The sequence below is a fragment of the Coleofasciculus sp. G3-WIS-01 genome (assembly GCF_040223135.1).
GTDB lineage: Bacteria > Cyanobacteriota > Cyanobacteriia > Cyanobacteriales > Coleofasciculaceae > Coleofasciculus.
Window position 1 is genome coordinate 1 of record NZ_JAVJZI010000076.1, and the last position, 15823, is coordinate 15823.

Genomic DNA, 15823 nt, shown 5'->3' on the forward strand with positions numbered 1-15823 from the left:
CCCAGCCCTGAATCGACAGGGTGTTAGGAGATAACACGATGCCCTAGATGGCGAATATCGTGTGCCTGGGAACCCGTTTACCGGGATATATGGAACGAAATTTCCATAGAATCTCCCTTCTTCTAGGAGGGAGAGCGTCAACCAACCATTCATGTTACTGGTCGGGTTAACTACTGCACGCCTACCCACAGGATCAGGTTTAGGTTTTCCCAAACCTGATCCTGTGGGTGGGCAATTTGCACGATTTGACATCTCCACTCCTTAAAAGAGAGTGGATTGGAGAGCTGATGTTACGCCTCGGTCTTAAGACGCGAGGCGTAACATTTCTCACGATATGATCGTTTCAGGTTAGTAAACAGGTCATACCGTTTCGGCAGTGCCAAACTGCCTCTACCCACCTTGGTTAGGTCTATTCCTAGCTGTGTGGGTACGGGCGAAGCATTTGCGGAGTAAGGTGAGCGGTTTGTTGCATAACTATAGAGCGCAAATGCGAGAGCCCCTACTTAAGATATTTGATGCCCCGTTGCAATCGGCATTAATTAACTGACCGTCAGATGTTTTATACAACCCCCGTTTCACTCTTGTACCTGATGGTGTCCATCCTTCGGGTTTCTCACCGTGTTTCGGTAATGAATCACCATCCAAGAATGATGCTTGGCTTGTATAAGCTTCCTCGGTCAGGGTTAGTACAATTCCGTATTCTCCTGCAAGCTGCTTGAGACGTTCAATCAGTATGCCTGTGGGGATGGGTATGAAGTTTTGGTTCCCACGTTTACCCATCTGGGGACTGTTTTTTTGACCCTCGTTCCAGCCGATAACCAGATTACCGATCCCGTCAGCCAAGCACCGATTAACGATAAATCGTGCTGCCTTATTAATGGCGTCCCTCATCTGGCTATTTCGCTTGCGTTGCACCCGATCTAGTTTGCCATCCCAATAGAATTCGGGCTTACCCTGTTTGTACTTGGCAACCAAACGGCAATACCCCTGATTCATCGACTTAAGTTTGCGCCCATCAATGATCAGGCTTTTTCCCTGGGTTGATACTCCGGTTAACCAATTGGTGCCACCGTGGTCAAACCCCCAGGCTTGAGAGTAATCCAGATTGGGATTGACCTTGACAGGCTCTTTCCCGTCGTTTATAACCCAATCAATCCAGAACTCACGCCTACAGGGACGAACCGTTACTTCTTTAACCCAATCTGAATCAATAAATTCTGGCAATGGCAACTCAATCTGAGTGATTAATTCAGGCTTGGATTCTTGGCTAATGGATGGACGAAAACATCCGTCTTTATAGGTTAGAGCTTGTCTAGGGAAAGTTACCGCCGCCAAGCCACCTTTTTTCCGATACTTAGGCAATGATGGACGGTTAACTTCCCCTTGGTAATAGGCGTCAACCAAGCTGTTGTAACTTTTGATTGATTCGCCTATAGATTTCAACGTTTGCTGTGCGGATTGAGCGGCTAGTGCCTTGTAATGGGGATTGGATTTGAACTCTTTACACAACCATGGGTAATTTGTACGACACTTGTATAGCTTCCAGCCACACCGTAATTCATCACCACGCCAATAAACAGAAAAAGCGTTGGGTTGCTTTTCCCTCCACTGGTAATAAGTTTGTCTAGTGTGATAAGTTGCACAATTAATTAGACTATTAGCATTCTGGCATTGGTCTATCCAGTACGCTTTCTCTTCATCCGTAAACTTAGCCTTAATCGGAATAGTTCGATACAGTTCAATCACCTCCTTTATCGCTTTCTATTGTACATTTTTTTGCACAAGGGAAGCTATAAAAAACGCAAGATTAAAACCTTGTCAAGGCTTTCATCCACTGGTTAAACTTGCCCTCGAACGAAGTGAAGGGACACAGTGGCTCTCAGCCTTGGTTTTGGTAGCTGGCTGGGAGAGAAGCAAGTAATTTCAACCCTCAACCATCAACGCCTAACTAAGAAGAAAGATACGTATAACTATTGAGACTCTTCTGGTAGTTTTGCAGTAACCATTGGGATTCTGCCAAGGTAATTCTATTGTCTCGTAGAGCTTGTTCGGTGCGGCGACGAATACTTTCAACTAAGTCCTCGGCGTCGTACTGAACGTAACTCAATACTTCCGTTACCGTATCTCCCTTAACCAGATGCTCAATTTCATAGCCTCTGGGTGTTAGCCGAATATGGACAGTATTGGTGTTGCCAAACAGGTTGTGTAGATTGCCCATAATTTCTTGGTAAGCTCCGACTAAAAACAACCCTAAGTAATAAGGTTCTCGGATTTTATGATCAGATGTTTTTCCCGTCTGTTCTAGAAATGCGGGTTGAGTTAAGCCATTGGTTGTTTCAACAACATTATCGGTAGAACCCCCACCGACATCTTGGTTGTCCTGTACCCTGGCTTTCCTTAACGGATGCAGTTCCAGTACGGATTTAACATCTCGCAGGTCGATAAACTGGTTAATTTTGCCGTCACTGTCACAGGTCAAATCGGCTAAGATACCCCGGCGGGTTGGCTCCTCATCTAGCCGATGAATGGGCATAATCGGAAAGAGCTGGTTCATTGCCCAGGAATCGGGAACCGATTGAAAGACCGATAAGTTGACGTAATAAATTGACGCCATCGTTTTTTCTAAGTCTTCGAGATCGTCAGGTACATACTCCTGCGTCCTGACAATGTTGAGAATCTTCTCAAAGCATGCCCAGTACAATTGTTCTGCTCTAGCCCGTTGAGTGAGGCTAAGATAACCGAGATTAAAGAGGCTTTTGGCTTCTTCATTGAATTGAATGGCGTCGTGGTAGGCTTCTTGGTAATTTTCCAGACTAATATTACGATAAGTTTCCCAGAGGTTACGGATAATTAGATGTTCCTTATCGTGAGCTGGGTGGGGTTCTCCGGAGAGAACATCGCTGGTATTGAGGACATCAAAGATGAGTACCGATTGATGAGAGGCGATCGCGCGACCACTTTCACTAATTAATACAGGAGCGGGAATCTGGCGGGCTTCACAGGCTTCCTTAACCTCGGCAACGATATCGTTGGCATAATTCTGCATGTTGTAGTTTTTTGAGGCGTAGAAGTTGGTTTTAGAGCCGTCGTAGTCAATGGCTAAACCACCACCTACATCAAGATAATTCATATCAGCGCCCAAGGAACGCAACTCGACATAAATTTGACTGGCTTCTCGAATTGCATCTTTAATCACGCTAATTGCAGAGGTTTGAGAACCAATATGAAAGTGCAATAACTGCAAGGTGTGGAGTGCTCCAGCATCCCGGAGTTGGTTCACGCAGGTTAGGATCTCCGGAAGTGTCAGACCAAACTTGGCGCGATCGCCTGTGGATTCTCCCCAACGACCCGTCCCTTTTGTACTCAGTTTGGCTCGCACGCCCACTATCGGCTCAATACCTAGTTTTGCCGAAATGTCAATAATAAGCTGGACTTCTTCGAGTTGCTCGATCACAATAATCGGTTTTTGTCCCAACCGCATCGATAGCAGCGCCGTTTCGATATATTCCCGGTCTTTGTGACCATTGCATATAAGCAGGGCGCCATCGGTTTTTAAGGTGGCTAGAGCAATCATCAGTTCAGGTTTAGAACCCGCTTCTAAGCCAAACTGATAGGGATGTCCAAACTGTACCAATTCTTCCACCAGATGTCGGTGCTGATTGCACTTAACCGGATAAACCCCCTGGTAACGACCCGGGTAGTTATAGCGAGCGATCGCCTTGGCAAAACAGGCATTTAACCGCTCAATGCGATCGGCAAGGATATCGGAAAAGCGAATTAATAACGGGAGTTCCAGATTACGTCCTTTGAGCGCTTCAACGAGTTCCCTCAAATCTAGGGAACCGCCGCGATCTCCTTTGGGGGAAACCGTTACATGACCGACTGCGTTAATCGAAAAATATGGCTCCCCCCATCCCTGAATCCGATAAAGTTTCTCACTATCCTCAATCATCCAACTTGGGCGTGATGATCTGCTATGAGGTAAGGAAGTGTGAGTGGAAATACCTTCCGGGTGATGCGGTTGCTGCTTTTGCTCGTGAATGCTAATTGTGGATGTTAGCTCTCCTGTCATAATCTTGGATCACCCTTTAAACTATGCCTTGCGATCGTTAATGCTAGCGCATTTGGGCAATGGCACTGAGAGGATTTTTGTCATGTTCTCCAAAAAACCATGTTAAAATTCCGTCAGCAATAGTGGTTTCTCTACTCTTAAGGCGCAAAGCGTCGCGTTTTCAAGTTGATCCTGACTGTAAAGGGCGTCAATGCTCAATTCATCTGACCATTCTTCCGAACAGCGAAATTACCCACAGGTATTACAGCAGCTGGTTAACAGGTATCCCTTTGTCTTTTGGGGAACAATCTGGGGCTTTCTTGTCTTGATTGGTACCGTAGCCGCAGTTGGCTTAATCAATCCTGGGCGGATTGAGCCAGATAAGTCTGTGCCGAAACCCGTGGTTTCAACTGTTTTGGAATCAACGGCAAAAAAAACGCCCCAGTCGAACTCTGGGATAGTCTCCCCGACAGAGGACTCTCTACCCAAGGAGGGTTTACCCCTTTCGTTATTTTGGGGTCTAGCCTTTGGTTGTGCCACCGGCTCTTTTTTAGTCACACATGCTTTTAGACAATCCACTCAACGTCGCCAAGTTATCAAACCGTCTAAATCAACCCGGCACAAAAAACGGCGACGCTCAGTACATCGCTCTCGATTTCCCCAAAATCCCCAACCTGTTGTTCAGACACAGGCAATCCAGACGCAGGACTCTCCTCAGACACTTGCCCATGAGGAAACTGAAGTCACCGTCGTACCTGATCAACAAAAAAGTCCTCTGGATAACGAGGAACAGAGCCTTGCAGAAATGCTTGATTTACGCAAACGTGAGTCTCTGGCGTCGATTATGCGGCGCAGCTTGTCTAAAGGTCGAGACACTTCTATTAGTCGAACGTCAAATTATTTAAATAACAAATAAATTCTGAATATAAAGCCAGAATTTCCTGTTCCTTGTTTCCCGTTCCCTGATAGAGTTGGCTTTCCAAAGGGCGAGTATGACGCAGGACGAAGGATAAATGCGAATGACCCTTTAACTGTGAGATGAGCTTAATTGAGCAAGACTCCAATCTGGTCTTAGGTTTTTCGCTTGACGCAGATAAGGGTGATAAATCTCGGTTTGGCTAACCAGGGTATTAATGTGAATTAAGCATCGGATACAGCGCTCCAAGCTTCCTTCTACATGCATTTGCTGAAGATCGAGTAATGCCACATTTTCCCAATGAGGACGTTCACGAGCGATCGCAGCAGGAAAGATGGCATCCAAATCTCGTGTCGTGGTAAAGATTACACTGATCATTTCCTCGTGGTCGATCTGATTGTGGCTTTCTATCTCATCTATGAGTTCCGTTACAGCATCTTGAATTGCTGCAACCGTATTTTCTGACACCGTTGTTGCTCCACGAATCGCTCGAACACGCCACTCCACTGCTGATATCCTCCTAAATTGTGACTGAAAAAGTTTTAAGTTTTGACCCTTCGCTTCGCTCAAGGGAATCTGGTTTGTAGGGGCGGGTTTAGGGATTTTCGCGCCAGCTATTGATGGTAAAGTTTGTACCAAACCCGCCCTGACTAAGTTTTGAGCTTTGACCCTTCACTTCGCTCATAGGGCATGGCGCGTGAGTTAACTCTTTTGTTTCCCCTGCACCCTTGCACCCCTGCACCTGGAGAAAAACTCCTAGGGTCGATAGAGCCAAAGCGGCTGACCACCAGTAGACAGTTCAAATTCTAACCAATCTATCCCTGCCGATAATCCAGAGGTCATTCGACCCGTATTGCCAGGAATCAAACGACTCCAGAGGCGTTTAGGTTCTTCAATCGTCTCACATTTCGTTTTATCCGGATCAAGACCCACCAGTTCGGCTGCCCAACGACGGGCATCTTCCTCGGTTCCTAAGCGATCAACAACCCCTAAATCAAGGGCTTGCTCACCTGTAAAAATTCGACCATCGGCAAAGCTTTTCACCGTTTCCACCGCCAGGTTTCGTGCTTCAGCAACGGTTTGCACGAACTGTTGATAACTCGTATCGATCATCTCTTGCAAAATTGTTTTTTCGGGCTCGGTGAGTTCACGATCAAACGCCAGAATATCCTTGTAAGGACCGGATTTAACGACTTTGAAGGAAACTCCAATCTTGTCTAAGAGACGTTCTAGATTATTGCCGCGCAGAATAACGCCAATGCTTCCTGTAATCGTACCGGGGTTGGTCACGATATGTTCAGCCCCCATACCGATGTAAACTCCCCCAGAGGCAGAGATATTCCCAAAACTGGCAATAATTTTCACCTTCTCCCGCAGGCGCATCAAGGCGCTGTAGATTTCCTGAGAGTCGCCAACGGTGCCGCCGGGACTGTCAATTCGCAAGAGTAAGGCAGGGAATTTCTTTTCTTCCACGGTTTTGAGCGCCTCTAGTACCCGTTGGCGAGTGTTACCAGCAATCAAACCTGTGATTTCGATGCGAGCAATCTGTTTCCGCGATTTAGGCTTAAAGGGCCAGGGCATATCGTTATCAAAAATTAGGGATGTAGACACGAAGCGGTGTCCCGCCAAGTTAAATGGTTTAGTGTATCTCACCTTGGTGAGAACCGCTATATTACTTTACCAGTTTGCACGATCTAAGATTTTTTGTCCGAATCTGTCTCCTGTTATTTTAAGCACAGACGCACAGATGCAGGGGTGCTAAGGACAGAGGACGAATGACCAGCGACCCATCACATTTTTGTATCATTTGCTTAACATAAAGTAAAAATTCAGTACAATCTATGTAAAGAATCATAAAAAATATCCGGGGTTTATCCCAAGCGTTGATAATAAACTCAATCTCATGCAGCTAAAAATAACGAACCAAACCCCTTTCACCTCCTTACTGTTGATTGCGCCGTTTTTCCTGTGGGGGACGGCAATGGTAGCAATGAAAGGGGTCATTCCCCATACAACTCCTCTATTCATGGCAGGAGTGCGCTTAGTCCCCGCAGGAGTGCTTGTCCTGATCGCGGCTTCGATGATGGGGCGCCCTCAACCCAAAGGGTGGGCGGCTTGGTTATGGATTAGCTTGTTTGCGCTAATAGACGGTGCTTTATTTCAAGGGTTTTTAGCCGAGGGCTTAGTGCGAACGGGGGCTGGCTTGGGTTCAGTGATGATTGATTCTCAGCCTTTAGCCGTAGCATTACTGTCAGGTTGGCTTTTTGGTGAGATTATTGGTCTGTGGGGTGGCTTAGGACTGGCAATTGGTATTGTGGGTATCAGTTTGATTGGTTTGCCAGATGCCTGGATTTTGAGCCTTGTGCATGGCAAGGTGGCAACTGTGGAATTGAGTTGGCAGCATCTTTTTCAAAGTGGGGAATGGCTGATGTTATTGGCATCCCTGTCGATGGCTTGTGGAACGGTGAGCATTAGCTATATCACTCGATATGCCGATCCCGTTGTGGCGACAGGTTGGCACATGATTTTAGGCGGATTACCCTTGTTTGCGCTTTCGGGGATGTGGGAATCTCAACAGTGGGTGAATATTGACTTGAGTGGCTGGATGGCACTGGCTTACTCGACCATATTTGGCAGTGCGATCGCCTATGGGTTATTCTTCTATTTTGCTTCTAAGGGGAATCTCACCAGTCTCAGTGCTTTGACGTTTCTGACTCCTGTGTTTGCCCTGGTATTTGGCAATCTGTTTTTAGGGGAAGTCTTGAGTTCCCTGCAATGGGTAGGCGTCAGTTTGACGTTAGTTAGTATCTATTTGATTAATCAGCGTCAGGAAATTGCCCAGGGATTGGCATCATTCCGCCAAGCCTGGAGTACCGCAAATCAGACAGTTACAGCCGAATCCTTAACCCCTCGCGATCGCATCATCCGCAGCCTGAAAGCGATGGGTTTAATTCCTTTACCTCTGAAAGTCCAAAACTCTGAAGCTAAAAGATTGCCTCGTTAACCAATTTCAGTGGGAGGAACAGGTGCAAAGACTCCTGGCTCTTTAAAAATTGACTCATCTGGGTCGCCGTTTTAATTCAGGATTGACACTCCTCAGCTTAAAGGCGCGAGGATTCTTTCTTCTCAGGGACACCTATGTGTTTACCCTCACAAAGCATCTTGACCATCTGTCCCACGGCTGCAAGTCCACGAATGCAGACTATTTGCGCGGCTGCTACATCCCTATCGGTTGTGTAGCCGCTGACGATTTATAAAAGTCGCCCGAAAAGGGCAAGGCTTTAAACCCAATTTTTTGGTAAGTATTTAAGCTATCTTGGAGTGAGACTGATAAGAGGCTGTCCCGACATGGCAAACCCTTCAAGTTCCTAATTTTCTTATGACTTGCCATCGCTCCCCTGTACTTCTAGCTGCCTATATGACCTGCGTGGGCGGGTTTATGGGCATTGGCTCTCTCCTGGGATTAGAGCCTACGATCGCCCATCCATCGGTTAACCTATCCCCCCCCTTACTCCTCGCTCAGTCCCCCAGTCCTAAAGGCATTGAGGAATTACCCCTGCAAGTGGGGAGTCGAGGAGAAACGGTGCAAGCCTTGCAGACTCGTCTGAAAAAGCTAGGCTACTACGAGGGCGATACCGATGGTGTCTATGGAGACACCACCAGGCTGGCTGTTATTGAATTCCAAGAGTCAATCGATCTTGACGCAGATGGTGTTGTTGGTTTAAGCACATGGACTAAGCTGCAAGCAGCGGCGGCGGAAGTCCCTGAACCAGATAATTCTCCAGCAGAAGCAGAAAACGCTGAGGAAGATAACCAAAACGCTGAAAAAGCTCAACCCAACAGCAATCGCCAACAACTCCTGTGGATAGTCGCAGGTGTTTGTGGAACCTTAGGAATATTTGGTGGAGGCTTATTCTTTTTACTCAAGGTATTGGATAATCCCAAAAAAGGTCAAGCCCCTGCAAAAGCAGAGGATTCTGTACCCTCTTCCCCTCCAGAGGAACCGGAACTGCCTATGGTAATGTCGAGTAGCAATGGGCGAGAGTCATCCCCCACCGAATCGGTTGACCTCCCCCCAACTCATCTATCTGAACCCTATAAAAATGGATACAATCCTTCAGGATTAAGCGTAACTGACTCCCACATCACCGAATCGCCATCCCATTTTGAATCCTCAACTAGCGCCCCACTGACTCAACCCAAGAATCGGCTGGCGAAAAAAAATGGGGTGAATCAATTAATTAAAGACTTACAAGATTCTGATCCAACCAAACGACGCAAAGCAATTTGGGAACTGGCACAACGGGGAGATTCCCGGGCGGTACAACCCTTAGTAAATCTGATGTTAGAGTCTGATTCTCAGCAGCGCAGCTTAATTATAGAGGCGCTATCCCAAATTGGCATGAAGACACTCAAACCCATGAATCGGGCGTTAGCGCTTTCCCTACAGGATGATAATCCCCAGGTGCGTAAAAACGCGATTCGAGACTTGACCTTGATGTATGAATTAGTGGCACAAATGAGCCAGTTATTATCCTATGCCTTAGATGATCCGGAGGCTGATGTTCAGGAAACAGCGCGTTGGGCATTGAGTCAGCTAGAACGAATTCGCACACCTGCAACAGTGAATAGTTTACCTCCTTCCCATAGTCCCCTCAGTTTTTCGGAAAATCAGCTAAAAGAACCGCCCATGTTTGAATAGGATTTTCGAGGAGCGATCGCGTCACTATTAGAGCCTTTATTACCCCCTTCAAGGCGATTGAAATCGCTGCTACACAAACAAAGTCCGCCTGCGCGGACTGGGTGATAACGGGGGTAGTTAACCCGAATTTAGTATAAATCAAAATGAATTAGAATTACGGAAAAGAAACCGTAGGGGCGCATGGCGTGCGCCCTATTCAATGGTAAAGTCTACTCCACAATTTTAGCTGGGTCCACGCCAGTAGGTTGGGTTGAACGGAGTGAAACCCAACAGGTTTTTGTGGGGACAAGTCCCTCGACCCAAATTTTCGAGTCAACCCCCTATATGTTGTGTCGTTTGAGATTTAGTCTAAACTCCAGTAACAATAATTAATAGCACCATCAGTGGCAATCGGGCAGAAGGTGGTGACGGCTACTACGGCAGTAGCTCTGGTGGTAGTGGCACAGGTGGCGGCGTTGTTAACAGCTCCGGCGAGCTAACAATAATTAACAGCACTATCAGCAGCAATCAAGTAGCAAGCGGTTCCTATTCTCGCAGCGACAGTAGCGGCGGCGGCATTTTTAACAGCTCCGGTGAGGTAACAATAACTAACAGTACTATCAGTGATAACAGCGCATTTGGTGTCGGTTTATTCGGACCCAATCCCGGCAACGGTAATGGTGGCGGCATCTTTAATGACTCCGGCAGTCTGGACGTGAACAGTAGTACTATCAGCGACAACAGCGTATAAGGTGGCTATAGCGAATATACTAGCGGCACTGGCAACGGTGGCGGTATTTTTAATCGCTCCGGCAATGTCAGCCTGAACAGCAGTACTATCAGCAGGAATGGAGCATTCGGTGGCGTTGGCTTTGGACGAGGTGGTGCGGCTAATGGTGGTGGCATTCTGAATAGTTCTGGAGACCTGATAGTGACTAACAGTACTATCAGCGATAACAAAGTAGAAGGTGGTTCTGCCATCATAAATAACTCTGGCAACAGCTACGGCGGTGGCATATCGGGTGAAGTAGTGTTGATCAACAGTACCGTTAGTGGCAACATAGCAGAAGGCGGTCCAAAAGACTGCCAGTATACTGACTTAGGTAACGGTTATGGCGGCGGCATCTGGGGTAGGGGCACAGTCACCAACAGCACCAGTGCTGAGGAAAGTTCGTCATCTGAAGTATGAAGTCATTGACACTCACTGCCCTATAAGTGCGGTGATTCTTGGTTCAACGATACACCTTATAGTTGTCTAGCCGGTGGCAATACTCACGAATTTTGCCTGTGCTGAACTAAAATCCCTATCGCCGCAACCTTGACAAACTGACTCTTTTACCCTGTGATTAATGATATCCGTTCTAGAACAGCTAAACCGCCCCGACTTTCAACCCCATGAACCGACGCAAATTTTTACAATACGCTAGCCTCTTGACTGCTGCTGGACTTACCCCGATTGGGTTGCATGGTTGGGCGGCTAGAGGAATGGCTTCAACGAATACCAACAAGCGACTTATTGTCATATTCCTGCGCGGTGGTATCGATGGATTAAATGTGGTGGTTCCCTACCAAGACCCAAACTACTACGAAGCAAGACCCAGAATTGCGATTCCCCAACCCAAAGAAAAGGGAGGATTGCTAGATTTAGATGGTCGTTTTGGCTTGCATCCCGCTTTATCTGACCTAATACCTTTATGGAAACAAGGAAGTTTAGCATTTATCCATGCTTGCGGATCACCGGATACCACTCGCTCTCATTTTGATGCTCAAAATTATATGGAAAGTGGAACTCCTGGAGATAAAACGACATCTGATGGTTGGATGAATCGTCTGTTAGCGACTCTCCCTCAAGCAGGACCAACTCAAGCCGTTAATATCGGTTCCATGATCTCGCCTATCCTGATGGGTCAAAATTCTGTGGCTAGTCTACCACCAGGAAATAATGCTACCCGTTCTCTATCAGTGGATCGTTCTCAACTTAATGCAGCATTTGAACGTCTTTACAGTGGAAATGATTCGATTCATCTAGCTTATCAGGAAGGACAACAAGCGCGGGAAATTCTACTGGCTACCCTAGCGGCTGAAATGCGGGAAGCTGACAACGGCGCACCCCCTCCAAATGGATTTGCTAAAGATACCCGGAATCTGGCGAGGCTAATGGTTGGAGATTCTCAGACTCAATTGGCATTTATGGCGTTAGGTGGCTGGGATACTCATATTAATCAAGGAAGCAGTCAGGGTCAGTTTGCCAATAAACTGAAATCTCTAGCCCAAGGATTAGTGACTCTAGTCAAGGAATTAGGAGCAGTCTATTCTGATACTGCGATCGCAATCTTATCTGAGTTCGGTCGCACGGTGAAGGAGAATGGTAATGGGGGAACGGATCACGGACATGGTAACGTGATGTGGATTTTAGGGGGTGGTATTCGTGGTGGTAAGGTTTATGGGGAATGGTCAGGTTTGAGTGAATCGGCGTTATTCCAAGGACGAGATTTAGCCGTCACCACCGATTTTCGAGACGCGATCGCGTCTATATTAGAGCAACATATTCAACTGGAAGCGAATCAAGTTGCTCAGGTTTTTCCTGGCTTTACTTTTAATCATCGTTTGCAGTCAGCCTGGAAATAAATTTCCGGCTGATAGCTAAAGTCAGCTAAAGCTGACTATACATTTTAACCCGTTTTAACGGGTTTTAGCTTTTAGCCGGAACTTGAGTTCACGGCTATACTCCTAGACTCCTAGACGGGTGGTGGTAAATGAGTAGTAGGTTGGGTTGAACAACGTGAAACCCAACAAGAATTTGTTGGGTCTCATCTCTCGGTTTAAATCAATTTGACCGCTTTGAGACCAAAAAACAGGGCTAGGGCGACACCCGTAGCACCACCGAGAATTAAAAAGTAGGCAACAATTCCAGATCCAGACATTTACCGTTCTCTCAAAAACGTCTTACTTTAGACTATTAAATCATTAAGTGGGATAAAATACAGCCCAGAGTGGCTAGAGAAAATCAAATGAAGTCAGTGATTCGGGTTGAAGTACCGCCGCAGTCTTATGATATTGCGATCGCGCCGGGAAGCTTAGACGATATAGGCGTTTGGATGAGTCGGCTGAAACTGGGGAAGCAGGTTCTCCTCGTCTCCAATCCAGCCATCTTTAGCCGCTACGGGGAACGGGCGATCGCGGCGCTGAAGTTAGTCGGCTATCAGGTGTCTCACTGTACCTTACCCGCAGGCGAACGTTATAAAACCCTTAAGTCTATTCAAAAAATCCACGATGCCGCCCTCCAGAACCGCTTAGAACGGTCTTCAACCCTGGTGGCATTAGGGGGAGGCGTAATCGGGGATATGACGGGGTTTGCGGCGGCTACCTGGTTACGGGGGATCAATGTCGTCCAAGTTCCCACTTCCCTTTTAGCTATGGTGGATGCAGCCATTGGCGGTAAGACAGGGGTAAACCATCCCCAAGGCAAAAACTTAATTGGTGCATTTCACCAACCCCGCTTTGTTTTAATTGATCCGCAAGTTTTACAAACCTTACCCCCACGAGAATTACGGGCGGGAATGGCAGAGGTGATTAAATATGGCGTAATCTGGAATGCTGACTTATTTGCTAAGTTAGAGAATACTAAACGTCTCGACGGGCGGCGGTATTTGGATGATGAATTATTGTCCTTTATTTTATCCTCCTCCTGCCAAGCCAAAGCCGATGTCGTCAGTCAGGATGAGAAAGAAGCCGGATTAAGAGCAATTTTAAATTATGGTCACACGATTGGTCATGGGGTCGAAAGTTTAACCGGCTATAAAGTCGTTAATCATGGGGAAGCTGTGGCGATTGGTATGGTTGCGGCTGGTCAAATTGCGGTAGAACTTCAGATGTGGACATCCCAAGAAGCGGAACGTCAGAAGGCTTTAATTGAGAAAGCTGGATTACCGACTCAATTACCACCAGGATTGGATATTGATGCGATTATTGATACCCTGCAAACTGATAAGAAAGTGAAAGATGGTAAAGTACGATTTGTTTTACCCACGCAAATTGGTCAGGTATCGATAATCGATCAAGTTCCAGCCGATGTAATTCGCCAAGTTCTGAATCATGACTTATAAGTTTTCTATTCCCTGGCGAATGACGAATTACTAACGACGATAAAATGCTTGTTCCCTTGCCATAGAAAGCGCCATGTAGAGAATATTTTGCCGTTCAATGGCAGGAAAGCTAATCGTATAAATCATATCGTTTTGCTGCCACATAACGGTTGAGAAGGAGTAGGATGGATTCTGAGATGGTCCTTCAATCAGATATCCAGCAACATTAGGCGCCAATGTAATGCGATCGCCTAGAGTTTCATGTCGCTCCAGATCACGCCTCGCACTCGCCGACTGCTTGGGGTTGACTGAAAAGCTACCCAATAAGCAGGAATTTGGGCTGCGATCGCAGGTAAACAGACTTACCATATAACTAGGGGGGGCTTGTGAGGGAAAGACACGGACAATTAATTGGTTTGGATCAATATCCAAAAGATCATTCACTCGTAACTGGGTGGGTAAGCGCATGGCTAACCCGACAGGCAAATTTTTTTGGATACGTTCCATAAACGGAATAAATACGGGTGCAGGTTGAGCTTCAACCGTTACCGCCAGACTGAAGACACCGAGGAACAATGACACCCCCCAGAAACAGCGTTGCCAAATTCGGTAGAACACTTCGACTCAATTAGGTTTTCAATGGATTCTTAACTATTTTTAGTTTAAAACTTTTTATCTCTCATCGGTTGAGGCAGTTTATAGCAAGTTGCATTCAAAGATATAACTTTCTCTCCCCCCGCTTCCCCAGCTTCCCCAGCTTCCCCCGCTTCCCCAGCTTCCCCATCTCCCCCGCTTCCCCCACCCCAGCCGTTTTTATGAAGAAAATATAAAGCTATCCTAAAATTGGTTAAGATCGTAGCACTTAACCCCTGATCAGAAAATGAATATTAGTCTTGGTGGCGGTAAATGTGACTGTAGCGTAGGTTTATGTATAGGCGTACCTATCCTCAGCAAACAGTGGTCTTGTTGGGTTAACGAGAATATTACAGGCAAGCGATGGTGCAGGCTCCCTCGCGATTTATCCGAGGGATGAAACCGAGCAAGTGGTAAAGACAGCGGGATTTATCCCGCAATAACTTCCTCAAGTGATATATATAATAGAACCATAAAATTGGAGGTGATATTCTTGTACGGTTGTCAGCAAGTATTGTTAAATCCAGATAAAGAGCTAGCCGCAGTTTTAGAGTTTATTTGCGCTGAAACGAATAACTTGATGAACTGCGGCATCTATTATGCTCGTCAAATCTGGTTCAAGCGTCGGCGGATTATCGGTAAATACGACCTAGAAAAGGAGTATAAAAACAACAAACATTTCCAAGCCCTCTATTCTCAAGCAGCTCAACAAGCGCTAAGAACCGTTAGCGAATCTTTTAAGTCCTTCGGTGGATTGATAAAGGCATTTATAAAAGGAAAGATAGCAGATAGTCCTAGACTGCCTAAGTATTTAAAGAAAGGCGGTCTTTCTGTTGTTAGTTATCCTAAGCAGGCTTTGAAGATTAAAGATGGTCGAATCAGAATACCGCTAGGAAAGTTGGTTAAAACATGGTTCAAGATAGCGAATTTCTTTATCCCAATACCATTTAACCTCAACTTCAAAGACATCAAGGAGCTGAGAATCCTCCCCCGCAACGGTTGCTTCTACGCTGAGTTTGTCTACCTTCTGCCTTCTGTGACAGCAGATGTAGATCCCTCGCGGGTGATAGGAATCGACCCCGGACTTAATAATTGGATCACCTGTGTCTCTAACGTAGAGACCAGCTTTATCGTTGATGGACGCAAACTAAAGAGCCTTAACCAGCTCTACAACAAGCGGGTTGCAATCATTAAATTGGGTAAAGCTCAAGGGTTTTGGAATGAAGAATTAGCCTCTCTAACAGAAAGGCGTAATAGACAAATAAGAGATGCGGTTAACAAAGCCGCTCGTGTCGTTATCAACCATTGTCTCCAATATCGGATTGGAACAGTTGTTTTCGGCTGGAATCGACGCAGCAAAGACGGAATTGAGTTAGGGAAAAAGACGAACCAGGAATTTGTTCAAATCCCTACCGCTCGTCTCAAAAACAGGATTGAGCAACTGTGTGAGCAGTATG

The 15823-nt window shown here is 46.4% G+C and carries 13 protein-coding genes and 1 pseudogene; 7 read left to right on the forward strand and 7 right to left on the reverse strand.

All coding sequences use genetic code 11. From position 1 onward, the window contains the following. Positions 1 to 474: 474 nt before the first annotated feature. Entirely contained in the window at positions 475 to 1737 is a 1263-nt protein-coding gene (locus RIM23_RS08045) for an RNA-guided endonuclease InsQ/TnpB family protein (RefSeq protein WP_446366051.1), read from the reverse strand. Positions 1738 to 1948: 211 nt separating this feature from the next. Beyond that, positions 1949 to 4072: a biosynthetic arginine decarboxylase gene (speA, locus tag RIM23_RS08050; protein WP_446366032.1), complete on the reverse strand. Its 2124-nt coding sequence runs from the start codon at positions 4070 to 4072 to the stop codon at positions 1949 to 1951. Positions 4073 to 4262: 190 nt separating this feature from the next. Between speA and RIM23_RS08055 the strand changes: the two genes are divergently transcribed. Then, a complete protein-coding gene (locus RIM23_RS08055) occupies positions 4263 to 4967 on the forward strand; it encodes a hypothetical protein (RefSeq protein ID WP_446366034.1) in 705 nt (234 codons plus the stop codon). Positions 4968 to 5078: 111 nt separating this feature from the next. Here RIM23_RS08055 and aroH read toward each other — a convergent pair whose 3' ends face one another. Further along, positions 5079 to 5474 (reverse strand): chorismate mutase, encoded by a 396-nt coding sequence (aroH, locus tag RIM23_RS08060; protein ID WP_446334436.1) that lies wholly within the window; start codon positions 5472 to 5474, stop codon positions 5079 to 5081. 249 nt (positions 5475 to 5723) lie between these two features. After that, complete coding sequence (gene sppA / locus RIM23_RS08065) at positions 5724 to 6548, reverse strand: signal peptide peptidase SppA (RefSeq protein WP_446366053.1); 825 nt, start codon at positions 6546 to 6548, stop codon at positions 5724 to 5726. A gap of 322 nt (positions 6549 to 6870) precedes the next feature. On the opposite strand from sppA, the gene RIM23_RS08070 reads away from it, so the two are divergent. Beyond that, a complete protein-coding gene (locus RIM23_RS08070) occupies positions 6871 to 7971 on the forward strand; it encodes a DMT family transporter (protein WP_446366036.1) in 1101 nt (366 codons plus the stop codon). Positions 7972 to 8068: 97 nt separating this feature from the next. Here RIM23_RS08070 and RIM23_RS08075 read toward each other — a convergent pair. After that, positions 8069 to 8209: pseudogene (locus RIM23_RS08075) on the reverse strand (RNA-guided endonuclease TnpB family protein); the annotation flags it as partial. A 137-nt stretch (positions 8210 to 8346) separates the two neighbouring features. On the opposite strand from RIM23_RS08075, the gene RIM23_RS08080 reads away from it, so the two are divergent. The 3 genes from RIM23_RS08080 (at position 8347) to RIM23_RS08090 (ending at position 12276) form a co-directional block, all read left to right on the forward strand. After that, the gene (locus RIM23_RS08080; RefSeq protein WP_446366038.1) at positions 8347 to 9669 is read left to right on the forward strand and encodes a peptidoglycan-binding protein; all 1323 of its coding nucleotides are present in this window, start codon (positions 8347 to 8349) and stop codon (positions 9667 to 9669) included. Positions 9670 to 10579: 910 nt separating this feature from the next. Further along, entirely contained in the window at positions 10580 to 10837 is a 258-nt protein-coding gene (locus tag RIM23_RS08085) for a hypothetical protein (RefSeq protein WP_446366040.1), read from the forward strand. A gap of 206 nt (positions 10838 to 11043) precedes the next feature. Beyond that, positions 11044 to 12276: a DUF1501 domain-containing protein gene (locus RIM23_RS08090; protein WP_446366042.1), complete on the forward strand. Its 1233-nt coding sequence runs from the start codon at positions 11044 to 11046 to the stop codon at positions 12274 to 12276. A 194-nt stretch (positions 12277 to 12470) separates the two neighbouring features. Here the strand turns inward: RIM23_RS08090 and petL are convergent, their stop codons facing one another. After that, the gene (gene petL, locus RIM23_RS08095) at positions 12471 to 12572 is read right to left on the reverse strand and encodes a cytochrome b6-f complex subunit PetL (protein WP_044207473.1); all 102 of its coding nucleotides are present in this window, start codon (positions 12570 to 12572) and stop codon (positions 12471 to 12473) included. An 87-nt stretch (positions 12573 to 12659) separates the two neighbouring features. Here petL and aroB point away from each other — a divergent pair, with 87 nt between their 5' ends. After that, positions 12660 to 13754 (forward strand): 3-dehydroquinate synthase, encoded by a 1095-nt coding sequence (gene aroB, locus RIM23_RS08100; RefSeq protein ID WP_446366044.1) that lies wholly within the window; start codon positions 12660 to 12662, stop codon positions 13752 to 13754. A gap of 30 nt (positions 13755 to 13784) precedes the next feature. Here aroB and RIM23_RS08105 read toward each other — a convergent pair whose 3' ends face one another. Further along, positions 13785 to 14351: a hypothetical protein gene (locus tag RIM23_RS08105; RefSeq protein ID WP_446366047.1), complete on the reverse strand. Its 567-nt coding sequence runs from the start codon at positions 14349 to 14351 to the stop codon at positions 13785 to 13787. A gap of 508 nt (positions 14352 to 14859) precedes the next feature. On the opposite strand from RIM23_RS08105, the gene RIM23_RS08110 reads away from it, so the two are divergent. Then, positions 14860 to 15823 (forward strand): RNA-guided endonuclease InsQ/TnpB family protein (locus RIM23_RS08110; protein WP_446366049.1); only part of this gene is annotated, 964 nt, incomplete at its 3' end.